Here is a 26,612-nt window from a genome sequence, read left to right on the forward strand (position 1 = left end):
CCGGAAGTGAAAGCGGGAAAGTCCGGGTCCTTTTTACATAGGCGCGTAATTTTTAGGAATTTTTCGGTTGTTTGGGAATGATCGTTATGCGCCGCCCTGCGCAGACGTAGTCCATCTCCACGACGAGCGACATGGCTTTCAGAATCTCCTCGATACTTTCGTTGCGGATCAGCTTGAACGACATGCGCACCTGCCGGGTCCACGCCTCGGGAGCGTCGATCTCGACGGCGTACCAGCGTTCGAGGTTGGTGAGAATGTCGGCCAGCGAGGTGTCGTCGAACGACAACGAGCCGCCCATCCACTGCGAGTAGTTGCGCGTCGAGACCCGCGAGCGCGAGGCGCGCCCCTCCTTCCTGTCGAACACCAGCCTGTCGCCGGGTTTCAGCGTCACGGGCGCCGGCAGACGGCCGCCGTAGGCGCGGATGCTGCCGTTGCAGAGAATGGCCTCCGTGGTCGCGAACTCGGCGTAGTTGATCACGTCGAACTCCGTGCCGAGCACCTCGATGTTCATATCCTCCATCTGCAGGATGAACGGACGGTCGGCATCGTGCCGGACCTTGAAGAAGCCTTCGCCGTCGAGTTCCACCACCCTGCGGCGCCCCGTCAGGTCGCCGTAGTACCGGAGCACGCTCCCGGCGTTGAGCCAGATATGCGTACCGTCGGGCAGTACGTACTCGCCCTTGTCGTGGGCCGAGGTGACGATGTTGGTTTCGATCTTCGTGCGCAGGTAATCCTTCACCACGACGTAGTTCGTTCCGGCGGCCAGCAGCACGACGGCGGCCGCGGCTGCGACGTTGCGCCAGATGCGGCGGACGCGGAACCGCTCGCCGCGGCGCATCGCCTCGTGGAGCCGTTCGAGTTTGCGTTCACGGCCTCCCGGCTCTTCGGCCCGGAGTCCGTTCCAGTAGTTTTCCAGCGCCCGCTCCTTTTCATCGCGCGAGGCGGGGTCGCGCAGCCACTCCGCGAAGCGCTGCTGCACCTCCCCGGGCATGTCGCTGCCGAGGAAGGTTTCGATAATGGTTTTTATTCGATTTACAGACATAACGATCTTTCCCGTTTCACCAATAAGACGGTTCACGCGGCCGTTACGCACGCCCGAAAGGTGAAAAAAGTTTTTAGAAGAAAAACAGGATCAGCGTGACGAGTTTGCGCAGTTCGGACAAGGCCCTCGAAATCTGATTTTCGACGGTGCGCGTGGAGATGCCAAGACGCCGGGCGATTTCGTCGTTGGCGATGCCCTCCTCACGGCTCATGCGGAAGATGCGCTGCCGCTGCCCGGGCATCTTCTCCACCGCCAGCTGAATCAGCAGCAGCAGGTCGCGGTTGTCCACGTCCGGAAGTTCGTATTCGGGCAGCAGATTGGTCTGCCGGGCGAAGTTGGTCCGCACCGCGCGGCTGTCGAAACGGTCGTATACGGCATTGCGGGCCATGCGGAACAGGTAGGAGCCGAAGGCCGTGACGCCGGCCATCGTGCTGCGGTTCTGCCAGATTTTCAGGAACAGGTCGTGGGTGATGTCCTCGGCCTCTGCCCGGTTCTTGAGCATGCGGCACAGAAACTCCTCGGTCTTCGCCGCATACCTCATGTAGAGGGCGTCGAACGACGCGCGGTCGCCGCGGGCAAGTTTTTCGAGCAGTGTTCTTTCGTCTTCCATGGGAAATAGCCGGTATGAACGGGGACGGGGTAAAAGTAGTAATTTTTTACTACTTCGTCGCGGCCCGTGCAAAATTTAGTCGTTTTTTCATTTCTGCGGCGGGCGGAAGCGGCGTTTCGGATTCCAGACGCCGGAGGCCTTTCGTTTCGATAATCGAAACGCCGCCTCCCGGAATAACCGATTATCGAAACCGGAGCGGCGATAATCCGTTCGATACACGAAATTAGAACATCGCATTTCGGATTGTTTCGATTTCCGTCTTGGTTCGTCCGCCGAAATGGCGTACGTTTGTATCAGTTCCGAAAGGGGCTATGAAGAATTCAGTTTGCATGTAGTGACGCCCACAGAAGTTGGAAGGATTGCTTGACAGTGACGCAACTATGTTCCGCACATCCGGAGGCTTCGAGGGGAGGGTTGTGAAACCCTCCCCTTTCTTTTTGTGCCCGCCGGAGAGACTCCGCATCGGGAACGGGGCGTCAGCCCAGCTGGGCGACGATCTCGCGCTGACGCTTGAAATAGTGGATGCGCCGCAGCTCTCCGCTGCCGGATATGAGCGTCGAAAACCGGCTCTGGGTCTTGATCCATTTCTTCACGTATTCGTACATCAGCGGATCGGGCGTCCGCAGTCCGTTCAGCGAGAACATTCCGATGTTCACGGCCTGGTGTCTGCTGGTCGTGACATAGCTGTACGACGACTCGAGGTCGATGTCCGAAAGATAGAGGAAGATCCTGTTGCCGTTCTCGAACTCCCCCTTGACCGCCACCGTCTCCATCTCGTCGAGCATGGCGAAGAGTTCGTCCCGGAGCACGCGAACGCTCTCCTGCGAAATCAGGTGCATCTCCCGGTAGGCGCGCAGGGCGTTGAGCCAGTGCTTGAAATTGCTGTCGTCGAAGATCAGGTAGGTCGTCGCGACCGACTGCACCCACCGGACATACTCCCGGCAGTTGCGCTGCAATTCCGCGGGGAGCTTCAGCTCCTCGAAGGTCCTCACGGCGGGGTTGCCCACTTCGTGCTGGTAAAGCCATTTGAAGAGCTTGAACCGGTTCAGGTTGTCGTATTTGCCGTAGAACTCCGCCGGCAGCGAATTGGTCGCCGTGGCAAATTCGGTCGTGGGGTCTGACGCCACCTCGCGCATAAAGGCGATGTCGCGTTCCAGAATCTCGTTATAGGTTTCGAGCAGCGCGGTGAACTCCTTGAACTTGAGCTGGAATGACAACTTGTCCGTAGCCGCCAGCCCCACCACCCGGTCGAGCGAGAAGTGCATCCGCGCGCACAGCGCGCTGGCTTCGCCGAAGGTGAACGGCACCTCGCCGCGCAGCCTCCTGTAAGCGGCCTCGCGGCCTATGTTCAGCATGTCCATCAGCAGCGAAGCCGGATTCGAATGCTGCGGCGTATGCGCATGGATCGCCTCGATCAATGCGGCATTCGATTTTTCAAGCATAGATATAGTCAACAAAAAATTCTCTTCCCAAGTCGCAAAGATACGAAAAAACCGGACGGTTGCAAAACTGAATCGCGCCCGGCGGGGGGGGGCGGACAGACGCGTCGGCGCCCGCGGCGCCGAAGATCCGAATGCCCGACCCGGAACCGCAGCCTGCCGTTCCGGTCCCCGGGATACGAAAAGAGGAGGGCCTGTGCAGGCCCTCCTCCGGAATCGGTGAACGGATCGCTTATTTTCCCAGACCCATCTTTTCGATGAGGGCGCGGGTTTCGGGCTTGTGGCCGCGGAAACGCACGTAGAGTTCCATCGGGTGCTCCGTGCCGCCCTTCGAGAGGACGTTCTCGCGGAACGACGAAGCCGCCTCGCGGTTGAAGATGCCCTTCTCCTTGAAGAGCGAGAAAGCGTCGGCCTCGAGCACCTCGGCCCACTTGTAACCGTAGTATCCGGCGGCGTAACCGCCCGAGAAGATGTGGCCGAAGGCCGGAGCCATCGCCGTTCCGGAAACGACGGGCAGCACCTGCGTCGGGGCCATCGAGACGGCTTCGAACTGCTCCACGTCGCCCTCGAACGGCTCGGTGAGCGTATGCCATGCCATGTCGGTCATGCCGAACGACAGCTGGCGCACGTTGGCGTAAGCCGCCAGATAGTTCTGCGCGGCGACGATGCGGTCGACGATCTCGGCGGGCATCGGCTCGCCGGTCTCGTAGTGCACGGCCCACAGGTCGAGGAACTCCTTCTCGGTCGCCCAGTTCTCCATCAGCTGCGAGGGCAGTTCCACGAAGTCGCGGTAGACGTTCGTGCCGGTCTGCGACTCGTACTTGCCCTCGCCCAGCATGCCGTGCAGGGCGTGTCCGAATTCGTGGAGGAAGGTCTCCAGCTCGTCGAACGTCAGCAGCGACGGAGCCGTTTCGGAGGGCTTGGTGAAGTTCATCACCAGCGACACCAGCGGACGGATCTCCTTGCCGTCCTCGATCTTCGTGCCGCGGAACTCGGTCATCCACGCCCCCGAACGCTTCGACTCGCGGGGGAAGAAGTCGAGGTAGAGGACCGCCATGAAGCGTCCGTCGGCGTCCGTCACGTCGTAGGCCGTCACGTCGGGATGGTACACCTCGATCTTGTCGTCGGGCGTGAAATTCAGCCCGTAGAGCTTGTTGGCCAGCATGAAGACGCCCTTCTTCACGTTTTCGAGTTTCAGGTAGGGTTTCACCAGCTCGTCGTTCAGGGCATATTTCTCATCCTTGTATTTCTCGGTGTAATAGGACCAGTCCCAGGGCATCAGCTGTCCCTTGAAACCGAGCGTAGCGGCGTAGTCGCTCACCGTGCGGTAGTCGGCGTCGGCATAGGACTTGGTCGCGGCCAGCAGTTCCGCGAGGAAGTCGTTGACCGTTTTCGTATTCTCGGCCATGCGGCGTTCGAGCACGTAATCGGCATAGCACTTGTAGCCCAGCAGGTTGGCGATCTTCAGACGCGTATTGGCGATTTTCTTCACGATCTCCGTGTTGTCGAACTCGCCGCCCAGCGCCCTCGAATTGCTGGCTTTCCAGAGTTTCTCCTTCAGTTCGCGGTTCGAGGAATAGGTCATAAACGGCAGGTAGCTGGGATGTTGCAGCGTCACGGTCCAGCCCTTCTCGCCGCGGGCCTTGGCCTCGGCGGCCATGCCTTCGCGGACGAATGCGGGCAGCTCGGCCACCACCTTCGGATCGGTGATGTTGAGCGTGAATGCGTTGGTCGCGGCCAGCGCGTTCTGCCCGAACCGGAGCGTCAGCCCCGAGAGTTCGGAGGTGTACTTGCGGTAAAGCTCCTTGTCGGCGTCGGAAAGGGCCGCGCCGCTGCGAGCGAAACTCTGATAGGTGTCCTCGAGCAGTTTCCTGTCCTCTTTGCGAAGACGTCCCGGATGCTCGTAAACCTGTTTCACCCGGGCGAACAGCTCGGGATTGAGCGAGATGTCGTTCGACAGTTCGGTCAGCTTGGGCTGCACGCGCTGTGCGATCTGCTGCATTTCGTCCGACGTGTCGGCTTCGAGCAGGTTGAAGAAAAGCCCCGCGATGCGATTGAGCAGCTCGCCCTGACGCTCCAGCGCCACGATCGTATTGCCAAAGGTGGGTTTCTTGGGGTTGTTCACGATCGCGTCGATCTCGGCGCGCGAGCAGGCGATCGCGGCATCGAACGCCGGTTCGTAGTCCGCGAGTTTTATCTCGGAGAACGGCGGGGTCTCATGGGGCGTATCCCATGCGGCCAGCAGGGGATTCGACAGATCGAGTTCGGGCAGCTGCGCTTTGGGGATCGAATTGTCGGCGCAGCCTGCCGCCATAGCGGAAACGGCCATAATAAACAGTACTTTTTTCATTATCATATCAAATTAGCGGTTTCTTTTCCGATGGGTTCGAGTTTCAGTTTTCCCGGGCGGCGGATGCCGTTTCGGCGGCGGGAGCGGCGTCCTCGCCGGACGGTTCGGGTTCATTCAGAAGCCCCCGGCCGCGAAGCATCGCCCGCTTGTCGGGGTCCTTGCCGCGGAAGTCGCGGTACATGGTCATGCCGTCCTCCGAGCCGCCGCGGGCGAGGATCTTGCGGCGGAAATCGCCGGCGATCTTCTTGTTAAAGAGGTCGCCGCTCTCGCGGAAGGCCTCGAAGGCGTCCTTGTCGAGCACCTCGGCCCACGTATAGAAATAGTAGCCCGCAGAGTAGCCGCCGTCGAAGATGTGCGAGAAATAGGGGTAACGGTAGCGCGGCTCGATCTGCGGGATCAGCCCGCGTTTTTCGGTCAGGGCCTTGCGCTCGAAGGCCATCGGGTCGAACGGCTCGTATTCGGTGATCGAGTGGATGTCCATGTCCGAAAGCGACGCGGCGATCAGCTCGGTGGCCATGAAACCCTGGTTGAAAAGTTCGCTGCGGCGCAGTTTGTCGACGAGGTATTTCGGAATCACCTCGTTCGAACGGTAATGCACGGCATACTGCTTGAGCACCTCGGGATCGAACGCCCAGTTCTCCATCAGCTGCGAGGGCAGCTCCACGAAATCGCCCTCGACCTCCGCGAGTCCGCGGTACTTCACGTCGTGGAACAGGAAGTGGAGCGCATGCCCGAACTCGTGGAACAGCGTCTCGGTCTCGTCGAGGGTCAGCAGCGCGGGATTGCCCCCCGCCGGGCGCGTGAAGTTGCAGACGACCGACACCACGGGCGCCACGCGCTTCCCGTCCTCGTAGGTCTGCTCCACGTAGTTGCCGCACCACGCGCCCTGGCTCTTTCCGTCGCGCGGGAAGTAATCGAAATAGAGCACGCCCAGATGCGACTGGTCGACGTCGAGCACCTCGTAAGCGACCGCCTCGGGGTGGTACAGCGGCACGACGATCGGGCGGAACGTGATGCCGTAGAGCCGGTTGGCGAGGAAGAAGATGCCTCCCTGCACGTTCTCCAGCGAGAAATAGGGCCGCAGCATCTCCTCGTCGAGGGCATATTTCTGCTTGCGGACCTTCTCGGCGTAATACCACCAGTCCCACGACGCGAACTCTCCCTCGGGGAAATCCTTCCGGAACAGCTCCTCCATCTCGGCCAGCTCGCCCTTGGCGCTTTCGAGCGCCGGGGTCCAGATCTCCTCCAGCAGGCCGTACACGGCGTCGGTCGTTCCGGCCATCTCGTCGTCCACGACGTAGGCGGCATACGAGGGATAGCCCAGCAGGTGGGCCTTCTCCGTGCGCAAGCGGATGAAATCGTTGATCAGCTGTTTGTTGTCATACTCGTCGCCGTTGTTGCAGCGGTTGAGGTAGGCCTTGTAGATCTGCTCGCGCAGTTCGCGTTTCGACGAGTAGGTCAGAAACGGGATCAGGCTGGGCTTGTGCAGCGTAAAGACGTATTTGCCCTTCCGGCCCATCGCCTCGGCCTTTTCGCGGGCCAGATCGCGGGCCGTGGCCGGAATGCCGTCCAGATCGGACGAGGCGAGTTCCAGCGCATAGTTGTTGTTCTCGGCGAGGAGGTTCTGCCCGAACTTCACGGCCGTGAGCGACAGCTCCTCGTTGATCGCCTTCAGACGCGCCTTCCGCTCGGCGTCGAGCAGCGCTCCGGCGCGCACGAAACTGCGGTAGGTCTTCTCCAGCAGACGGCTCTGCTCGGCGTCGAGTCCCAGCGCGGCGCGACGGTCGTAGACGGCTTTGATCCGTTCGAAAAGTTTCCCGTTGAGACGGATCTTGTCGGCGTGCGCCGCCATCCGGGGCATAATCTGCTCCTCCAGCGCCTGCATTTCGGAGGTGTTCTCCGCGGCGCAGAGCATCCCGAAGATCAGCTCGACCTGCGAAAGCATCTTTCCCGAAGCGTCGTAGGCGAGGATGACGTTCTCGAACGTCGGCGCGTCGTTGTTCGACGTGATGGCGTCGATCTCGGCCTCGTGCAGCGACATGCCGCGTTCGATCGCAGGCAGGAAGTGCTCCGGTTCGATCTTGTCGAAGGGCGGCACGCCGTATGGGGTCTCCCATTCGGCGAAAAAAGGATTTTCGCCCACGGTTTTCCCGGACTTGCAGGATATGAATGTCATAGCCAGAAAAAGTGTTAATAAAGCGGTGATACGTTTCATCGATCGTGTTATTTTAGTAACTTTGTCGCGCATTATTCGACAAAGTTAGGGAAAAATCTGTAAATAGAATAAATAATAGGTCTCCAATCATGCAACTTTTCTACGCGCCGGACATCGTCCCCCCGCTTCATACGCTGAACGAGGAGGAGTCGAAACACTGCATCCGCGTACTGCGGCTCCAGTGCGGCGGGCGCATCCATATAACTGACGGACGGGGCAATTTATTTTGCTGCGAAATCACCGACGACAATCCCCGGCGCTGCACCGTGCGGGTCGTCAGCGCCGAAACCGGATTCGAAAAACTGCCTTACGCGCTGACGATGGCCGTCGCGCCGACCAAGAATTCGGAGCGTTTCGAGTGGTTTTTGGAAAAAGCCACCGAGGTGGGCGTCACGGCCGTCGTGCCGCTGGAAACGGAACACAGCGAACGCCGGGTCTTCAAGCCCGAGCGGGGCGAGAAGGTCGTCACCGCGGCGCTGAAACAGTCGCTCAAGGCCTACCGCCCCGTGCTGCATCCGCTCACCCCCTTCCGCGAAGCGGTGCTGTCGGCCCCCGAGGGGCGGAAGTTCATCGCCCACTGCGCCCCGGCGCAGTCGCCCGCCGGGAAGGCCTACCTGGCCCGCGCGCTCCGTCCGGGCGAGACGGCCACGGTCTTCATCGGTCCCGAAGGCGACTTCTCGCCCGGCGAAATCGCCTTCGCGCTGGCCAACGGTTTCGAAGAGATCACCCTCGGACGACAGCGTCTGCGCACCGAGACCGCGGCCCTCGCGGCGGTGGTCATGGCATCGGTGGTCAACGGTTAAGAATACGATAAATTTCTGAAATATGCTTTTTCTCTACCTGCTAATCGCCCTGACGGCGGTGGCGGCGGCCATTTTCGCCACGCCGCTGCGGCGCAAGGTCTGGACTGCGCTGGCCCTCACGGCCGCCGGCGCCCTGTGGTGCTCGGCGCGCGCCGTCGGCGTGCTGGCCGGAGCGGACAGCGGCCCCGTGTGGTCGGTCCCCGGTACGCTTTTCGGCGGCGACACCGGCTCGATGGACGGGCTTTCGGCGCTGTTCGTCGTGATCATCTCGGTCGGCGCCGTCGCCGCCGTGCTCTACTCGCGGGGCTATCTGGCCCACTGCCTTGCCGAGAAATCCCCGGCCCACATCTCGCTGCACTACACGGCGCTGGTGGCGATGTTCTACGCCATGCTGGGCGTGGTCCTTTCGGACGGCGGCTTCTCGTTCCTCTTTTTCTGGGAACTGATGACCGTGGCGTCGTTCCTGCTGATCCTCTTCGACGCCCAGCGGCGCGAAGTCCGGCGCGCGGCGCTCTCCTACCTGATTATGATGCACATCGGCTTCGTGCTGCTCGTCATCGGCTTCGTACGGCTCGACGCGGCCTGCGGCGCCGCCACGTTCGGCGCGCTGGGCGACTACTTCCGCACGCAGCCGGGACTGCCGCTGCTGCTGGTGTTCCTGGCGGGCTTCGGCATGAAGGCGGGACTTTTCCCGATGCACGTCTGGCTTCCGGAGGCGCACCCCGCAGCCCCGTCGCACGTCTCGGCCCTGATGTCGGGCGTGATGATCAAGACGGGCGTCTACGGCATCCTGCGCGTGACGGCCGCGCTGGGCGAACAGCCTCTCCTGCACACCGCCGGAGTGATCCTGCTCGCGGCGGGCGTCGTCACGGGCCTGTGGGGCGTGATCCTCGCAGCCATGCAGAACGACGTGAAACGCCTGCTGGCCTACTCCTCGATCGAAAACGTCGGCGTCATCCTCATCGGACTCGGCGTCGCCGCGCTGGGCAAATCCTCGGGCAACCAGCTCGTCGCGCTGTGCGGCGTCACGGGCGCCCTGCTGCACACGCTCAACCACTCGCTGTTCAAGAGCCTGCTCTTTTTCGGCGCGGGCAACATCCTCTCGCAGACCCATACCACGTCGCTCGACGCGCTGGGCGGGCTTGCGAAGCACATGCCGCTCACGGCGATCCTCTTCCTCACGGGCACGGCGGCCATCTGCGCCCTGCCGCCCCTCAACGGCTTCGTCTCCGAACTGCTGATCTACCTCGGGATGCTCGACGGCATCGCTTCGGGCAGCAACGTGCTGGCGTCCGCCGCCGGACTGGCCGCGCTGGCGCTGATCGGCGGACTCGTCGTCCTGGCCTTCACCAAACTCTACGGCACGGTCTTCCTCGGCTCGCCCCGCACCCACGAGGTCGCCGAGTCGTCCGAGGCCGACACCTTCCGCATCGCGGCGATGGCCCTGCCGCTCGCAGGCATCCTTTTCGTAGGGCTGTTCCCCCGGGCGGCCGTCTCGGCCGCGACCCGTGCCGCGGGCTTCTTCCTCCGCACCCCGGCCGACGCCGCCGACTGGCTGCTCTCGCCGCCGCTCGCCGCCGCGGGACGCACGGCTTGGATTCTGATCGCCGTGGTGTGCCTGCTGCTGTGGCTCCGCCGCCGGACGCTGCGCACGCGCACCGTCGCCAAGGGTCCCACATGGGGCTGCGGCTTCACGGCGCCGAACGTCCGGATGCAGTACACGGGCGAATCCTTCTCCGAAGGGCTTCAATCCATCGCCACGTCGCTGACCCAGAACAGCGGCCAGGGCTCCCCCGTGGGCAAAGGCGAAATCTTCCCCGCGGCCCACTCGTTCGACATCGGCCACCGCGACCGCATCGGCCGGCTGTTCGCCGCCTGGTGGGTCGAACTGCTGCGCGTGATCAACCAGCGCGTGATGCGCCTGCGCACGGGCAAGATCAACCATTACATCCTTTTCGCACTGGCTTTCCTGGGGCTGGTGTTCCTGTTGTCGGTATTTAACGCGATTTAAGATGGCAGCACTCAACACACTCCTTTTTCTGTTGGCGGCCCTGGCGATTCCGGGACTGATCAACCGCACCCGCGCGCTGCTCGCGGGCCGCAAGGGCATCCGCTTCGCCCAGCACCTTTACGACGTGCGCCTGCTGCTGCGCAAGGGCGCCGTCTACTCCCCCACGACGACCGCCGTGTTCCGCGCGGCCCCGTCCGTCACGCTCGGCACGGCCCTCGTCGCCGCGCTGTTCGTCCCCGTAGGCGACCTGCCGTCCGCGCTGTCGTTCGAAGGCGACCTGATCGCCTTCGCCTACCTCCTGGCTCTGGGCCGCGTGGCCCTCATCCTCGCGGCGATGGACACCGGAAGCTCGTTCGAGGGCATGGGCGCCAGCCGCGAAGCCCTGTACGGCGCGCTGGTCGAACCGGCGCTGATGCTCGTCTTCGGCACGCTGGCCCTGCTGTCGGGCTACACCTCTTTCGACGCGATCTTCTCGGGCGACGCCGTGAACGGCATGCAGCTGGTCGTGGTGCTGCTGCTGGCGGCCTACGTGCTCGTGAAGATCGTCTTCACCGAGGCCGGGCGCGTCCCGGTCGACGACCCCCGCACGCACCTCGAACTGACGATGATCCACGAAGTGATGTGCCTCGACTACTGCGGCGTCGACCTGGCCTATATCAAGATGGTCGGATGGCTCAAGACCGCCGCGCTGTCGGTGCTCGCCGCCGACGCCGTCGCCGCGACCTGCTGCCCCCGCTGGTGGGCGGCGGCCCCGCTCGCGGTGCTCGTCACGGGGCTTTCGGTGGGCATCGTCGAATCGACCCAGGCCCGCAACAAACTCGCCCGCAACACCACCTTCATCCTCACCGTCGCGGCGCTGGCCGTCCTCGTGTTCTTCACGGGCTACCTGCTGCAACTTAACATCGGTCTGCAATGATACTTCCGCTGATCATCCTCTACGTCGTGACGCTCGTCTATCTGGCGATCACCGAGCGTTTCCGCAATTTCGCCTCGCTGATCGGCCTTCAGGGGTGGCTGCTGTTCGCCGTCGCCCTGGTGCGGCTGCACGCCATCAACCCCGCCGAACTGGCCTTCATCTGCCTCGAAACCCTGCTTTTCAAGGGCATCCTCGTCCCGGGACTGCTTTTCGCCGTCATCCGCCGCACGAAGATCAACCGCGTCTCGCGCTCCGGCTCCACGCAGTCCGGCTCGCTGCTGCTGTCGCTCGTGGCGCTGGCCGTGAGCGCCTCGGTCACCTATTACATCGCCGACACGACCATCGACCTGGTGTTCTTCGGCGTGGCCTTCTACTCGCTGCTGAGCGGACTGATCCTGATCGTCATGCGCCGCCGGATCTTCTCCCACATGGTCGGCTTTCTGGTCATCGAAAACGGCGTGTTCCTCTTTTCGACGGCTATCGGCGTCGAGATGCCGCTGCTGATCAACTTCGCCATCCTGCTCGACATCCTCATCTCGGTGCTGATGCTGGGCATCTTCTTCACCAAAATCGACGGCAAGCTCCATGCCGACGACGCCGATTCACTCACCAACGTAAAGGACTGACGCCATGATCTGCTACCTCATTTTCAGCGTCCTCATCGCGGCAGCGGCCTTCACGGTCCGCCGCCGGAGCCTGCTGCGCCTCACGGGCGCGGCCTTCTACGCCGTGCAGGCGGCCTTCGCCGTTCGGATCGTCGCCGGAGGGCTTTACGGCGAGACCTCGGCCGTGTGGTTCGCCTTCGACGCCGCGGGCACGCTCTTCTACTGCCTGCTCTGCATCGTCTCCGCCTTCGCCTTTTTCCACTCGAAGGCCAGCCTCCACGACTGCGACCTGCGCCAGACCCGCACCTACGCGGGCCTGCTGATGCTCCTGACCACAGCCATCGCGGGAGCCTATTTCGCCTCGAACCTCGCCGTGACGTGGATCTTCCTCGAAGCCACCACGCTCTGCTCGGCGGGCATCGTCTACCACCGCCGCACGGCGCAGGCGCTGGAAGCGGCGTGGAAATACGTCTTCGTCTGCTCGACGGGCATCGCCATGGCCTACCTGGGCATCCTGCTGCTGGCCGCCGCCACCGACTGCGAGTCGCTCGACTACGCCACCGTCGCCGCCGCGGCCCCGGGCGGCAGCGCCCTCTACCTGAAGACGGCCTTTCTGCTGATCCTCTGCGGTTACAGCTGCAAGGCCGAGCTGTTCCCGCTCTACACCGTGGGCGTCGACGCCAACTTCGCCGCCCCGGCCCCGGCCTCGGCGCTGATCTCCACGGGACTGGTCAACGCCGGGTTCCTGGCGTTGCTGCGGGTCTACAAACTGCTCGCCGCGACCGAAGTCTTCCCATGGGTGAAATCCGTGCTGCTGCTCGTCGGCGTGCTGTCGCTGGTGGTCGGCGCGCTGTTCCTGCGCCGCACCAACAACTACAAACGCTTCCTCTCCTACTCCACGGTCGAGAACATGGGCATCGCGGCCATCGGGCTGGGCATCGGGGGCATCGGGGTCTGGGCCGCCGTGTTCCACGTCGTCTGCCATACGCTCATCAAGAGCAGCCTGTTCCTCCAGATCGCCGTCGTGCGGCAGGTCTACGGCAACTACCGCATCAACCGCATCGGCGACTACATCCACATCAACCGCGTGGGGGCCGTGGGACTGCTCACGGGGATGGTTGTGCTGGTGGCCTTCCCGCCCTCGCCGCTGTTCCTCTCCGAGCTGATGATCCTCAAGCAAACCATCGCCGACGGCCGCTGGTGGCTCGTCACGGGCATCATGTTGCTGCTGTGCCTGGTCATCTACTTCTTCTGCTCGCGCCTGCTGCGCCTCTGCTACCAGCCCCGGCAGGACGAACTGCACCCCTCGGCGACCGACCGCGCACTGTCGTGGTCGGCGCTGTCGCTGCTCGCCGCCGCCATCGGGCTGGGGCTTTGGCAGCCCGCATTTTTCCGGGAACTGATCGACCGAATCGCATCGCTATGAATTACTACGTAACCGACAATACCGGCGCCTCCGTCGCGCTGAACGACATCCCCGAAGTCTCCTACGCCGCCTTCTACGAGGACCTTCGCGTAAAACTCTCCGACGCAGGCTACCATGCGGCCCACTATTTCGCCCTCCCGTCGGGCGACCGCATGCGTTTCTTCCTGCTGCTGCTCGACGACGCCGAGCGCCGCGTGCTGATCACTTCGCACGCCACGGACTACTACGACGAGACGGCGCTCCCCTCGCTCACAGCCCTGCACCCGCAGATGCACCCCTTCGAGCGCGACATCTCGGAACGCTACGGCATCCGTTTCGACGGCATGCCGTGGCCCAAGCCGCTGCGGTTCCCCGCCGGGCGTTACGACCGCCGCAGTTCGATCGAGAACTACCCCTTCTACACGATGGAGGGACGCTCGCTGCACGAGGTCAACGTCGGGCCGATCCACGCAGGCGTCATCGAACCGGGGGCCTTCCGCTTCATCTGCAACGGCGAGCAGGTCCTGCACCTCGAAATCGCGCTGGGCTACCAGCACCGGGACGTCGAGACGGCCTTCGAAACGACCGCGAACCGCCTGCGGCAGATGTGCCTTGCGGAGTCCGTCGCCGGAGACAGCGCCGTGGCGCACGCCACGGCCTTCGCCCGGGCCGTCGAGAAACTCGCCCGCCGCGAAATCCCGGCCGCGCTGGAGTGCGAACGCGCCGCGGCCCTCGAACTCGAACGCATGGCGATGCAGATCGCCGACACGGGCGCTCTCTGCATGGACGTGGGCTACCAGCTGGGGCAGGTGGCTTCGGAGGCCCTGCGCACCATGACTATCAACACCACGCAGGCGTGGTGCGGCAACCGCTTCGGCAAGGGGCTGATCCGGCCCCTCGGCACCGACCACCCGCTGACGGCCGAAAAGGCGGCGATGATCCGTGCGAACGTGCGCGAAATCGCCCGCCGCTACGACCAGGTGCGCCGCGACATCAAGTCGTCGCCCTCGCTGCTGGCCCGCTTCGAACAGTGCGGCATCGTCCCGCGCGACGAGATGCAGCGCATCGGCGGCGTGGGTCAGGCGGCCCGCGCGAGCGGTCTGGCCCGCGACATCCGCACGTCGCACCCCTGGGGCGTCTTCGCCGGGGCGTTGCGCCACGAAAGCATCGTCAAAACGCATGGCGACGTGATGGCCCGGCTGATGGTGCGCTGCCGCGAGGTGCTGCAATCGGCCGAATACATCGACCGCCTGCTCGACCTTCACGGACAGGAATGCGGGAACGCCGGACACCCGTGCCCGGACTATGCGGCGCCGCTGGCCCCCTCGTCGCTCGCGTTCGGACTGGTTGAGGGATGGCGCGGCGAGACCTGCCACGTTCTCCTGACCGACGCCGAGGGCCGCATCGCCGCCGCCCGCATCAAGGACCCGAGCCTCCACAACTGGCTGGCGCTGGCGCTCGCCGTGCGCGGCGAAGGGATCTCCGACTTCCCGATCTGCAACAAGAGTTTCAACCTCTCGTACTGCGGCCATGATCTGTAATCGCACCGTTTGGCAACCCTCATACACTCCGTTCGCTGCGTACCGCCGCGTTTACAAACCGGACCCAACTCCACCCCGCCCCGGCGGGGACTTAATGCCCGGAAAAGAATTGGCCGTCACGAGGCTTTTCGTTAATTTTGTTCAATTATTTATTCAAAAATGATCCTCCCAAAAATACGCGTACTGCACAGCCACGGACGGCAGGCGATCCCCGACCTCGACGCCGTGGAGCTGACCCCCGAATTCCGGGGCCGTCCCTGCCTGACCGAGACCCGGGACGCCGACGACGCCGAGCACGCCGCGGCCGTCTGCCCCACGGGAGCCTTCACGGCCGCGCCCCTTGCGCTCGACCTGGGCCGCTGCCTCTTCTGCGGCGAATGCGCGCGCATCGCGCCCCGCAACGTCCGTTTCACCAACGACTACCGCATCGGCTCGCCCACGCGCGAAGGACTTGTCGTCCGTCCGGGCGACCCCCGCATAGCGTTCGACGCCGGAAAGGTGCGTCCCGAAATCCGCCGCTGCTTCTCCCGCGCATTGCAGCTGCGCGAAGTCTCGGCCGGGGGCGACGCGTCGGTCGAAATGGAGCTGGGGGCCACGGGCAACGTCAATTTCGACCTCGGCCGCTTCGGCATCGGCTTCACGGCCTCGCCGCGCCATGCCGACGGCGTGGTGGTCTCCGGCCCCGTCACGGCCAACATGGCCGAGGCGCTGGAAATCTGCTACGACGCCGTCGCGGAACCCAAAATCCTCGTCGCCTGCGGTTCGGAGGCCTGCTCGGGCGGACTTTTCGCCGACAGCCGCGCCGTCGACCGCACGTTCTTCGACACCCACACCCCGGACCTCTGGCTGCCCGGCGCACCGACCCACCCGATGACCTACATCGACGGGATGATGAACCTGCTGGGCCGCAAAACCCGCCAATGACGATGCAACGGCTGACAACCATATTCGTCTCGTTCCTGAAAATCGGGATGTTCACCTTCGGAGGCGGCTACGCCATGCTGCCTCTGATCGAACGCGAGCTGATCACCAAACGCAAGTGGATCGAGCAGAAGGAGTTTTTGGACCTGCTGACCCTCGCGCAGTCGGTCCCCGGCCCGATCGCCGTCAACACCGCGGTATTCGTAGGCTACAAGGTCCGCGGACTGCGCGGCGCGGCGGCGGCCCTGCTGGGCACGGTGACGCCGTCGTTCGTCATCATCCTCGTGATCGCCATCTTCTTCGCCGGCATCCGCCAGAACCCCGTCGTCGACGCGGCCTTCAAGGGCATGCGCCCGGCGGTCGTGGCGCTGATCATCGGCCCGGTGCTCACGCTCTCCCGCGGCATGCACTGGACGATGCTGGTCGTCATCGCCGCCTCGGCCCTGGCCATCTGGTGGCTCGACTGGTCGCCGATCTGGATACTCGCCGCGGCCGCCGCGCTGGGCATCGCCTGGGAGTTGACAATGGCAAAAAAGGTGAAAGGTGAAAGGTGAAAAGTGAGTTTTGCGGTTGAGCGAGGGCAGAGACCGCCTGCGGGACATGCCGACTCCCAATTTTTAATTCTTAATTCTTAATTAGCGCAGCTATGATCCTCTGGCAACTCTTCATATCCTACCTCAAGATCGGATTCTTCGGATTCGGCGGCGGCTACGCCATGCTGTCGCTGATCCAGAACGAAGTGGTCGTGCAGCACCAGTGGATGACCGCCGCCGAATTCGCCGACATCGTCGCCGTGTCGCAGATCACGCCCGGTCCCATCGCCATCAACTCGGCGACCTACGTGGGTTACAGCGTCGGCGTCCAGACCGGACACACCTGGTGCGGCATCCTGGGTTCGGCAATCGCCACTTTCGCCGTCTGCATGCCGTCGCTGACGCTGATGATCCTCGTGGCGCGTTTTTTTATGAAACTCAAAGGGAACCGGCTGGTCGAAGGGGCCATGCGGGGCATGCGGCCCGTGGTGATCGGCATGATCGCCGCCGCGGCTCTGCTGCTGATTTTCCCCCACGGCGACAACCCCGACGACCGGAACTTCATCGACGCCTGGAGCTGGGCGCTCTTCGGCGGTGTTTTCGTGGGTTCGTGGCGCAAGGTCAACCCCATCCTGCTGATCGTCCTCTCGGCCGGGGCGGGAATCTTGATTTATTACGTATTCTAATCCGACACACCATGAAGAAATCCTTAAAAAACCGGTTTAAAAAGTGGAATATCGGCGACTATGTCCGCCAATTCTCGATCGTTACGGGCGGCGTGCTGCTGACGCTGTGGCTGACGGCCAAAATCGCCGACTCGGCAAAACAGAGGGAGGTGCGGCAGGCCATGCAGCTCGTTGCGCTCGAACTGCGCGACAACCTGCAAGTTATACAGGATTACAAATGGATGTACAACGACGAGAAACGGGTCGCATACCGCCTGAAGGAGCATGATTTCTCGCTCGACGGCCTTCCCGCCGATACGGTAGCTTACTATACCCGGCGGATCACCGGCAGCATGGGAAAACCCTACCGCTTCCTGACCGACACGCTGGAGATGTTCAAGACGACGGGCATCGCGTCCGACATCGCCGACAAACAGGTCGTCATCGACCTTCTGCGCTGCTACAACGAACTCGGGGCATTCGACAACTCGATGAATATCTACTACGACCAGCGCATGAAAGCCATCCTGCCCGAACAGATGGGGGAAACCTTGTGGTCTGCGGATACGAATATCGACAAGGCATTCGGCAAAATGCTCGCCAGCAAAAAGGTGCGGAACTGGCTCGGTATGATTCCGAGGGCTTTCGACTCACGCTACTTCGAGACGAATGAAGAAAAGCTCGAAACAATGATTGCCGAGCTGGAAAAACGCTACCAGTAGATCAAGTGTCCGCGGATCGGTCAAAAGCCCCGCGATCAGTCCTACCGGCGGTGTAAAGATCACGCCGACGAGGAGTGCTCAATCGCCGTAGTCGTCCCGGTGGGCATACCCGACCGGTTCTTCCACTTCGGTGGAAGAACCTTCTTTGAGGAATATCCCGGAATCGAAGCGCCGGGCGGCCTGATGCAGGGGTATGGACATCTCCGTTCCGGTTTTCACAGGGCCAGCAGCATGGCCCCGCCCGTCAGCGCCAGCAGCAGGAACGCGGCGAAGAACAACAGCCCCAGAATGGCGACGACGGTTCCGACACAACCCCATCGCTGCCCTCCGCCGGGCAGCGGATCGGTCAGCAGGGCGACGATCAGCCCGACGAGCGGCGTGAAGATCAGGCTTATCAGAAACGCCCAGCCGAAGCCGATACGGCGGTGGCTGCCGATGATGCCCACCAGCACGGCGAGGAAACAGCCGCTCAAAATTCCGAATATCACTGCAAGAATACTCATATCACGTGTTTTAAGGTTGATAGAATCCGTCTAAACTCACGGGCGCAGAACCGAAAGGAAAAAGGAACGAAGCCTCCGGGAGCTCCTAAAACCGGCGGGCCTCCGCAGGCCGGAGCTGCGGCCTGCCAACTTGCCCCGGCAAGTTGAAACCGATTTCTTATGCCCTTTTCGGCCGCTGCAATTTCGCAGTCTGCAACTGCCGTTCTGCGCTCGTATTCATAGAACCGGCGTCTTACGCCTGCGCCGCGGAACGCGACACGGGATTCCGACTTGAGGACGGCTGCCAAAAACACAGCGCATCCCCCGCGCCCCCCCGCAAACCCTACCGCGTAAACCGGTAATAGGTTCCCAACGGCAGCTGCTTGCCGGCCCGGTCGGTGAAACACAGCTCGCCCCACTGCTCCTCGCGCGGCGCGCCGAACGCCTGCCTCACAGCCGTGCGTGCCAGCGTCGACGAGAGGCCCATCGAGTAGAGGTTCAGCACCAGAAACGCCCCCCGGGGTTCGAGCAGCTGCGCGCAGCACTCCAGCATCTCGCCGATGTTGTCCTCCAGAATCCACCGCTCGCCGCCGGCCCCGCGCCCGTAAGCCGGGGGATCGAGGATGATCCCGCGGTAAAGGCTCCCGCGGCGCACTTCGCGCCGGACGAATTTCAGCGCATCCTCGACGATCCACCGCACGCCCTCCAGGCCGCTCAACTCCATGTTCTCGCGCGACCAGGTCACCACCTGCCTGACCGAATCGACGTGCGTCACCTCGGCCCCGGCGGCCCGCGCCGCGAGCGTCGCCCCGCCCGTATAGGCGAAGAGGTTCAGCACCTTGGGGGCGCCACCTCGCGCAACGCCCGAACCGACAGCCGCAACACGCTCGCCATCAGTAGGTCCGTCTCCGGCCAAAGCCCGGCAGTTGTCGTAGATGAAATTCCAGTTGGCGGCCTGCTCGGGGAAGATGCCCACATGCTTGAACGACGTAAGCCCCAGCCGCATGCGCAGCCGCATCCGCTTATAGGCATACTCCACCACCCAGCGGTCGGGCATTCCGGGCGCGAGACGCCATTCGCCCCGCTCGTCGCTGCGCGCATCGCGCCGAAACGAAGCGTCGGCCATGCGCCGCCACTCCTCTTCGGCGAGCGAGCGCCTCCAGATGGCCTGCGGCTCGGGACGGCGCGTCACATAACGCCCGAAGCGTTCCAGTTTCTCGAAATCCCCCGTGTCGAGGAGTTCATAATCCCCGAAATCGGGCGTCAGCTGTTCCTGCATACATTATTTTATAAATAGTTACACACCTTCCGGCTCCCGCTTTTCAAGCGGATCGACCAGCGACATTTCGCAGGCCTCGCAGTCGAACGCCAGCCGGTAACGGTAGGCGCCGTGTTCCAGAAACAGGTCGCCGCGCAGCCGCGGATGCTCCCGAAGGCATTCGCCGATCTCGCGGCGGATACAGTAGGCCGAACGCAAGACCACATGCCCGGCGGTCGTCGACGCGAGGTCCAGCCCCCGTTCGATCTGCCGCACCCCGTGGTCGCGGTAGAACGCCTCGGCCAGCCGGTTGGTGACGTTCTCCTCGGCCGCAAGCCGTTCCGACGGGTATTTCGCGGCGGGATTCTCGGGCAGAATGCGGTGTTCCGGCCGCCGTTCGCGGCGCGCTCCGGCAAGTGCCGCCAACGCTTCGCGGCGCAGTTCCGCAGCCAGCGACGCCGGCACGAACCACTCCGCGCCCCGCACTTCGGCTTCGCGGACCGCGAAGATCGTGTCGCCCGACTTCATCGCCTGCGCACGCAGTGCGGCGGCATTGGCGTCGGGATTCTTCGCCGGGTCGAGCCGCACGGCCCGCACGGCCGAGGCCGCAACGCCCTCGCAATCCGTATAAGTAAGTTTCAGCCCTTCGGCCGTCGCCTCCGCCGCGGCCTTCGCCGGAATCACCCGCCGCGTGCGGCTGCGCTCCACGGCCAGCGTGAAACGGCGGTCGAAATTGCGGCGGACCTCCGCCCCGGGCGTGATCCCCTCCATGCGATTGGGCGTGATGCGGCGACCCTCCACGGCGTTGACGTTGGTCCCGGTCACGCCGCGCGGCGTCAGGAAACAGATGCCGTCGCCCGGCGCAAGATCGTGCGCACCGTCGAGCGTGAACGTGCCGCCCGAAACGCCCGCCACGCGGCCCACCCGTTCGCCGACCGCCTTCGGGGTGTCGAACGACGCCACTCCGGCGCGCTTTCCGTCCAGAAAATAGTCGGACTCCCCGCGTGTAAAACTCTTCGACGGATCGGGCGTGAAATCCGGGACGCTCTCGCCGACGGACGACCGCACCAGCCCCGGCCGCAGGGCCAGCGCCTCGTCCACCGCCCGGCGGTAGTGGGCCACAACGTTCCGGATATAAGCGAGATCCTTGAGCCGACCTTCTATCTTGAATGAAGTGACGCCCGCATCCAGCAGATCGCCAATGCGTTGCGAAAGATTCATGTCGCGCACCGACAGCAGATGCTTCCCGGCAATCCAGGTCCGGCCCTTTCCGTCGGTGAGGTCCCACGTCAGGCGGCAGGGCTGGCTGCACGCCCCGCGATTGCCGCTGCGCGCGGACATCGACCGCGAGAGGAAACAGCGGCCGCTGTACCCCACGCAGACCGCCCCGTGGACGAAGCATTCGACCTCGGCCGCGGTGGCGGCGCAGATGGCCCGGATCTCCTCCAGCGTGAGGTTGCGTTCGAGAATCACCCGCGCAAACCCCGCCTCGCCCAAGAACCGCGCCCCCTCGGGCGTGCGGTTCGAAACCTGCGTCGAGGCGTGCAGCTCCACCGGAAGGTCCATCCGCCGCAGAGCCATGTCCTGCACGATCAGCGCATCGACGCCCGCGTCGATCAGGCTGCGGGCCTGCCGTTCGGCGGCCTCCAGTTCATCGTCCCACACGAGCGTGTTAAGCGTGGCGTGGACCCGCACTCCGAAGCGGTGGGCATACTCCACGACCCGGGCGATCTCCTCCGCGGAGTTCCCCGCGGCCTGCCGCGCGCCGAACCGCGCGCCGCCGATATAGACCGCATCGGCGCCGTAGTCCACGGCGGCCGCGGCCGCAGCGTAATCTTTGGCAGGAGCTAACAGTTCGACGAGTTTCATTTTTTTCTTTTTGCAAAAGTAACAAAAAGCGGTCAATATCGGGACGCCGCGGACGGAAAATCGAGGGAACCGCCGCCGGGACGGACATTATCAATTATCATTCAACGGCTTACGCCCCAAATGGTCAATATATAACAAACTCACATTTTTTTACCGGACCGGAAATATCCCTGCGATGACAATATCCGACAAACAAAACAATTGCAGCCGCAAAACGGCTGTCATTCTTCAAAATCATTAAAACTCAACCTTATACACACGCATAACACCGAAAAACAAACAATAAGAAAAGACTTTTACGACAATATTTTCAGGATTTCCAGAAAGCATTCGGGCAAATTTTCGTATATTGTGCCGCAAATAAACAAGTCCAAAAATTTCACACGATGCAATTTTCAGCAAATACGGTTCTCCGGAAACGGGATACCGTACCCATTCATTTTTTATTCCTAATCCAATTTTTATGAGAAGATGCTTTACGCTATTGACGGTTCTCGTCCTCTGCGCCTCAAGCGGCTGCGACGACAAGAACAAAGAGGAGGTCGCGGATGTGATCGTCCTCTCGCGAAGTAGTGTCGCGTTCGCCCAGAAAGGCGGAACGACCACCGTCGCGGTAGCCACGCCCTCCGACTGGAAGGTGAGCTGTCCGGACGATTGGGTGACGCTGGCCTCCGAAGAGGGCCTGCTGACCATCTCCGCGGCAAGCAATACGACCGACAATGTCCGCAACTCGAAAATCACCGTGGAAACGGCCGGCGACAAACAGGAAATCGCCGTTCACCAGGCATTCTCGTGGGAAACGGTCCTGCTGTCCACCACCGCTTCGGAGGAAATTTCGCTGGATTCCGAAGGTGAGAGCGTCCTCTTCACCGTGGTCTCCAACGGCCAGTGGAGCGTCACGAGCGACGCCGACTGGGTTTCGGTCGAAAGCGACCCGGTCAGCGGAACGGTACGCGTCGGCGCCCCGCGCAATCCCGACGCCCACCGCAATGCGACGCTCACCGTCCGGGCGACCAAAGGCTCCGCTACGGAATCCTGCAAAGTGACCGTTTCGCAAATCTCACGCGAGGAAAACCCCTACTACCAAATGCTGGGATATTACGGACTTCATGCGGAAAACTGGTATTACGGCCGTGAACCGATCGGCGTGAGCGGCACGGGTACGTTCTGCACCGTCGAAGAGAAAGAGTACCGCAAGAGTTTCTACATCAAGAACCTGTTCCTGACGGGCACGGTCGTGGAAGCCACCTACGACAAAAACACCCAAACCATGTCGATCGAACTGGGCAGGCTCTGCTACACCCGCGAGATCTCCCCGACGGTCTCCCGCTTCCACTACCTGTACTCGATCAACATGCAGGGCGGAGGTTTCCACAACGGCATGCTGACCGGCAGGCTGGGAGAGGGCTACAACGACGACGCGGACGAAACCCGCAAGGCGATCCTCCTGAACGGTTTCGAATCGCCGTACACCACGCTGGGCATCATCGGATACCAGGAGCAGCAGTGGCTGTCGTTCGGCGACCTCTACTACGCCACCGGCACGATGTATCTCGTAGACTGGGACATTCCGGCCGACACCGGCACGGCCCCGACCTCCGTCACCCGGGCCGCCGACGGCATCGCACCCTCGGGCAGCACCTTTCCCGTATCGAAACATTAAACCGCAGCACACATGAAAAAATTATATGCACTGACAGCTTTACTGCTCGGCATGATGGGGTGCTCCGAAGAGACGATCACCTACACCAACCCCGTCCCGGGCGACGAACCGTCCGGCATTGCGGCCGAACTGGGCATCTCGTCGAAAAACACATGGTTCGCCGCTGAAGACGAACGCAACGCCTCGATCGGCTTCAAGAGCCTGGGCGGAGAGGTCGTCGTGGACATCCAGACCAACACGACGTGGAAATACGACGCCGTCAACGCCGGCTGGCTGACCATCGAGAAAGACGACGTCGCCGACCAGCTCGTCCTGAACTGCGAGGGCAACAAGGTCGAGGAGCAGCAGCAGGCTACGATCACCATTACCGCCGGCGACAAGACCGCGACCATCTCCGCCACGCAGAACGCGTACGGCACGCTCGAAATCGCCGCATCGAAAAACAACTTCCAGATTCCCGCCGTCGGCGAACTGACCGCCGAATTCGAAGTGCAGTCGACCGACGAAGACTGGATCTTCGAAACCAAAGACTGCCCGTGGCTGCTTCTCGAACAGCAGGGCGACAAAGTCACGATGACGCTCGACCCCAACGAGGAGATCGAGGACCGCGAAACGACCTTCGTGCTGATTGCCGGCGAGGGGGGGGGTAATCCCGTCTCTGAAACGATCCGCGTCACGCAGGACCGCGCCGTCTACGTCAACGTTTCGCTAAAAACCATTCCCCTCTCGCCCACTCCCACCGAATCCGACAAAAAAGAGTTGGGAATCAGATCCAACTACGACTGGGAGTACACGCTTTCCGAAAATTCCGACTGGCTCTCCGCCACGAAAACCGAGCAGGGACTTACAATCACCGCAGAGACCAATTCGAGCGGATCGTCCCGCACCGCAACCATCACCGTATCGGCCGGCGACGGCAAACAGAACCAGACCGAACAGGTCGTCACCGTCTCCCAGACCGGCCTGGACCTCGACGCCTTCATCCTCGGAATCGACATCACCTCGTCGAGCCTGAAGACCTATCTGCCGTTCGACAAGGCCATCGACGCCACCATCGACTGGGGCGACGGCAGCATCGAGGAGAACGTCACCTCCGCCTACCCCTCGCACACCTACACCGACCCGGGCTACTACATCGTCTCGGTCAAGGGCAGCGTGACGTCGCTCAACTCCTACGACATCCCCGACTACGGACTGGGCAACCAGTTCAAGGAGGTTTACAACTGGGGCCGCACGGGGCTGACCTCGATGGCGCGCGCATTCCAGAACTGCCGCGAGCTGAAACGGATTCCCTCCGACAACACCGAAGCCTTCGCCAAGGTCACCACCTTCCACTATGCATTTGCCGACTGCCGCGTCCTCGAAGCCGTTCCCGACGGGCTGTTCGACCATGCAACCGAGGCGGAAACCTTCGCCTACTGCTTCCAGAACTGCAACATGGTCACCGAAGTGCCCGCCGACCTGCTTTACAACTGCACGAAGATCACCTCGGTAGGTTCGCTCTTCTCCGGCACGGCGATCACCCAGATCGACGAGGATTTCTTCTCTCGCAACACGGAGCTGACCGACTGTTCGATCATCTTCTCGAACGGCAAACTGAAGACGGTTCCCGAAAAACTCTTCGCCAACAACAAGAAGGTGACGACCTTCAACTCGCTGTTCGCCAACACCGAGTCGTTCGAATTCGTCCCGGCCGGCCTGTTCGCCAACAACCCCGAGGTCGACTCGTTCCGCATGCTCTTCTCGGGAACAAGCCTGAAATCCGTCCCGGCCGGCTTGTTCGCCAACAACCACAAGGTCACCAATTTCCAGAGCGCATTCAGCAAAACGGCCATCCAGAGCGTTCCCGCCGACCTGTTCGCAGGCTGCGACAAGGTGACGACCTTTATGAGCTGTTTCACCGGATGCAGCGAACTGCAAAGCGTCCCGGCCGAGCTGTTCAAAAGCAGCGGAGCCTTCACGACCGTGACGAAGACCGCCTTCAACAACATCTTCAAGGACTGCACCTCGCTGACCGAAGTGCCCGCAGGGCTGTTCGACGGCTTTACCCTGGTCACCGCCTTCAACGACGCCTTCAACGGCTGCGCGTCGCTCACGACGCTCCCCGCAGGGCTGTTCGCCACCAATACGGCGGTCACCTCGTTCACCAATGTCTTCAAAGGCTGCACCTCGCTCAAAAGCATCCCCGAAGGCGTCCTCGGCGGACTTTCCAAAGTCACCTCGTTCTCGGGCCTGTTCGCAGGCTGTACGGGGCTTGAAGAGATCGGCGCCAACATCATCTCCGGCTGCGCCGCCTGCAAGAATATCTCCTCGATGTTCAAGGACTGCGACAACCTGAAAACCGTTTCCGCGGAGGCTTTCGCCGGCGCACCCGCGATCACCAGCATCGGCAGCCTGTTCGAAAACTGCACGCTGCTCGAAAGCGTTCCGGAGGATATTTTCGCCGGGATGCCGAATCTGGCGATCGCCACCAGCGTATTCGCGGCGTCGGGACTGAAAACGGCTCCCGCCGGTCTGTTCAGCCGCAATCCCTCCGTCACGACCTTCGGCAAGGTGTTCCAGAACTGCGCCGCACTGACGACGCTGCCCGACGGACTGTTCGCCGGCAACCCGAAAGTGACGACCTATTCCAACGCCCTGGAGAACTGCACGGCCCTCGAATCGGTCGGCCTCCTCTTCGGGAAGAGCACGGCCTCGGCCAAATGCGACCGCCTCTTCGCAGGGGCCACGGCGCTGAAGAGCGTGCCCGCCGGAATCTTCGACGGACTGACCGGGGCGACGGCCTTCAACAACACATTCTCCGAATGCTCCGCCCTGGAGACGATTCCGGCAGGGCTCTTCGCCAAGAACGTCAACGCGACCACCGTGGCCCAGTGCTTCCTGAACTGCACCCGCCTCACGACGGTTCCCTCGCGCCTGTTCGAAGCCAACACCAAGACGAAGACCCTGACGGAGATGTTCTCCGGCTGCTCGGGAATCGAAAGCATCGCGCCGGACGCCTTCACGGGACTGAACGGCACGTCGCTCAATTTCCAGAAGGCATTCCTCAACTGTACCTCACTCCGGGAGATCCCCGACGGGCTGCTGAAAACCACGCAGATTTCAACCTACACCAGCCTGTTCGCCGACTGCACGGGACTGGTCCGCGTCGGGTCGGAGGTGTTCAACTGCGCTTCGGCCACCATGTTCAATTCGGTCTTCGACGGTTGTACGTCGCTCGAAGAGGTCGGCAAGAACATGCTGGTCAGCCCCGTCAAACTGACCAGCGTCGCGAATCTCTTCCGCGATTGCGGGATGCTCAGGAGCGTTCCGGTGAGCCTGTTCGACGAAGCCGTGAAGCTCAAGACACTGACTTCGACCTTCCAGGGCTGCGCGTCGCTCGAAGGCGAATCGCCCTACACGGTCGTCGACGGCGTGAAATACCACCTGTACGACCGCACGGCGGAGAATGCCGCCGCCTCGGGACTCACCGCAATCACCGCCGCCAAGAGCAGTTTCGCGGGATGTACGAAACTCTCGGACTACGACAAGATCCCCACCACATGGAAGGAATAGACGAACA

At 62.5% G+C, this 26,612-nt stretch carries 21 protein-coding genes; 12 read left to right on the forward strand and 9 right to left on the reverse strand.

All coding sequences use genetic code 11. From position 1 onward, the window contains the following. Window positions 1-52: 52 nt before the first annotated feature. The 5 genes from DWW03_RS00295 to DWW03_RS00315 form a co-directional block, all read right to left on the reverse strand. Window positions 53-1,042 carry a FecR family protein gene (locus DWW03_RS00295; protein WP_022062047.1) on the reverse strand — a complete coding sequence of 330 codons (990 nt, stop codon included), beginning with the start codon at window positions 1,040-1,042 and terminating at the stop codon, window positions 53-55. A gap of 73 nt (window positions 1,043-1,115) precedes the next feature. Next, a complete protein-coding gene (locus tag DWW03_RS00300) occupies window positions 1,116-1,652 on the reverse strand; it encodes an RNA polymerase sigma-70 factor (RefSeq protein WP_015547610.1) in 537 nt (178 codons plus the stop codon). 476 nt (window positions 1,653-2,128) lie between these two features. Then, on the reverse strand, window positions 2,129-3,094 hold the full coding sequence (locus DWW03_RS00305; RefSeq protein WP_015547609.1) for a hypothetical protein: 966 nt from the start codon (window positions 3,092-3,094) through the stop codon (window positions 2,129-2,131). 229 nt (window positions 3,095-3,323) lie between these two features. After that, window positions 3,324-5,405 carry a M3 family metallopeptidase gene (locus DWW03_RS00310; RefSeq protein ID WP_015547608.1) on the reverse strand — a complete coding sequence of 694 codons (2,082 nt, stop codon included), beginning with the start codon at window positions 5,403-5,405 and terminating at the stop codon, window positions 3,324-3,326. Between the two features lie 79 nt (window positions 5,406-5,484). Beyond that, window positions 5,485-7,617, reverse strand: coding sequence for a M3 family metallopeptidase (locus DWW03_RS00315; protein WP_015547607.1), 2,133 nt, complete (start codon window positions 7,615-7,617; stop codon window positions 5,485-5,487). 128 nt (window positions 7,618-7,745) lie between these two features. Between DWW03_RS00315 and DWW03_RS00320 the strand changes: the two genes are divergently transcribed. The 10 genes from DWW03_RS00320 (at window position 7,746) to DWW03_RS00365 (ending at window position 17,778) form a co-directional block, all read left to right on the forward strand. After that, the gene (locus DWW03_RS00320) at window positions 7,746-8,459 is read left to right on the forward strand and encodes an RsmE family RNA methyltransferase (protein ID WP_015547606.1); all 714 of its coding nucleotides are present in this window, start codon (window positions 7,746-7,748) and stop codon (window positions 8,457-8,459) included. A 22-nt stretch (window positions 8,460-8,481) separates the two neighbouring features. Beyond that, entirely contained in the window at window positions 8,482-10,470 is a 1,989-nt protein-coding gene (locus DWW03_RS00325; RefSeq protein ID WP_118406070.1) for a proton-conducting transporter membrane subunit, read from the forward strand. A 1-nt stretch (window position 10,471) separates the two neighbouring features. Continuing rightward, window positions 10,472-11,386 (forward strand): respiratory chain complex I subunit 1 family protein, encoded by a 915-nt coding sequence (locus DWW03_RS00330; RefSeq protein WP_022062090.1) that lies wholly within the window; start codon window positions 10,472-10,474, stop codon window positions 11,384-11,386. After that, window positions 11,383-12,012, forward strand: coding sequence for a hydrogenase 4 membrane component (E) (locus DWW03_RS00335; protein WP_015547605.1), 630 nt, complete (start codon window positions 11,383-11,385; stop codon window positions 12,010-12,012). Before DWW03_RS00330 ends, DWW03_RS00335 begins: the two co-directional genes overlap by 4 nt. A 4-nt stretch (window positions 12,013-12,016) precedes the next feature. Continuing rightward, window positions 12,017-13,417, forward strand: coding sequence for a hydrogenase 4 subunit F (locus tag DWW03_RS00340; RefSeq protein WP_015547604.1), 1,401 nt, complete (start codon window positions 12,017-12,019; stop codon window positions 13,415-13,417). Beyond that, window positions 13,414-14,937 (forward strand): NADH-quinone oxidoreductase subunit C, encoded by a 1,524-nt coding sequence (locus tag DWW03_RS00345; protein ID WP_022062091.1) that lies wholly within the window; start codon window positions 13,414-13,416, stop codon window positions 14,935-14,937. Before DWW03_RS00340 ends, DWW03_RS00345 begins: the two co-directional genes overlap by 4 nt. 159 nt (window positions 14,938-15,096) lie before the next feature. Beyond that, a complete protein-coding gene (locus DWW03_RS00350) occupies window positions 15,097-15,861 on the forward strand; it encodes a ni Fe-hydrogenase III small subunit (protein WP_022062092.1) in 765 nt (254 codons plus the stop codon). A 2-nt stretch (window positions 15,862-15,863) separates the two neighbouring features. Then, on the forward strand, window positions 15,864-16,412 hold the full coding sequence (locus DWW03_RS00355; RefSeq protein WP_118406216.1) for a chromate transporter: 549 nt from the start codon (window positions 15,864-15,866) through the stop codon (window positions 16,410-16,412). A 92-nt stretch (window positions 16,413-16,504) separates the two neighbouring features. Beyond that, window positions 16,505-17,077: a chromate transporter gene (locus DWW03_RS00360; RefSeq protein ID WP_015547601.1), complete on the forward strand. Its 573-nt coding sequence runs from the start codon at window positions 16,505-16,507 to the stop codon at window positions 17,075-17,077. Between the two features lie 11 nt (window positions 17,078-17,088). Further along, window positions 17,089-17,778, forward strand: coding sequence for a hypothetical protein (locus DWW03_RS00365; protein WP_118406071.1), 690 nt, complete (start codon window positions 17,089-17,091; stop codon window positions 17,776-17,778). 78 nt (window positions 17,779-17,856) lie between these two features. Here the strand turns inward: DWW03_RS00365 and DWW03_RS00370 are convergent, their stop codons facing one another. The 4 genes from DWW03_RS00370 to DWW03_RS00385 all read right to left on the reverse strand — a co-directional run bounded on the left by DWW03_RS00370 (window position 17,857) and on the right by DWW03_RS00385 (window position 21,387). Further along, window positions 17,857-17,979: a hypothetical protein gene (locus tag DWW03_RS00370; RefSeq protein ID WP_259301961.1), complete on the reverse strand. Its 123-nt coding sequence runs from the start codon at window positions 17,977-17,979 to the stop codon at window positions 17,857-17,859. Window positions 17,980-17,993: 14 nt separating this feature from the next. Next, window positions 17,994-18,281 carry a hypothetical protein gene (locus tag DWW03_RS00375; RefSeq protein WP_118406072.1) on the reverse strand — a complete coding sequence of 96 codons (288 nt, stop codon included), beginning with the start codon at window positions 18,279-18,281 and terminating at the stop codon, window positions 17,994-17,996. Window positions 18,282-18,603: 322 nt separating this feature from the next. Further along, window positions 18,604-19,539: a class I SAM-dependent methyltransferase gene (locus DWW03_RS00380; protein ID WP_022062094.1), complete on the reverse strand. Its 936-nt coding sequence runs from the start codon at window positions 19,537-19,539 to the stop codon at window positions 18,604-18,606. Window positions 19,540-19,557: 18 nt separating this feature from the next. After that, complete coding sequence (locus tag DWW03_RS00385) at window positions 19,558-21,387, reverse strand: peptidase U32 family protein (protein WP_118406073.1); 1,830 nt, start codon at window positions 21,385-21,387, stop codon at window positions 19,558-19,560. Between the two features lie 463 nt (window positions 21,388-21,850). On the opposite strand from DWW03_RS00385, the gene DWW03_RS00390 reads away from it, so the two are divergent. Beyond that, a complete protein-coding gene (locus DWW03_RS00390; RefSeq protein ID WP_083810243.1) occupies window positions 21,851-23,050 on the forward strand; it encodes a BACON domain-containing protein in 1,200 nt (399 codons plus the stop codon). 12 nt (window positions 23,051-23,062) lie between these two features. Beyond that, window positions 23,063-26,605 (forward strand): BACON domain-containing protein, encoded by a 3,543-nt coding sequence (locus tag DWW03_RS00395; protein ID WP_259301962.1) that lies wholly within the window; start codon window positions 23,063-23,065, stop codon window positions 26,603-26,605. The last annotated feature ends 7 nt before the right edge of the window (window positions 26,606-26,612 follow it).

The sequence above is a fragment of the Alistipes sp. AF14-19 genome (assembly GCF_003461645.1).
GTDB classification, from domain to species: domain Bacteria; phylum Bacteroidota; class Bacteroidia; order Bacteroidales; family Rikenellaceae; genus Alistipes; species Alistipes shahii.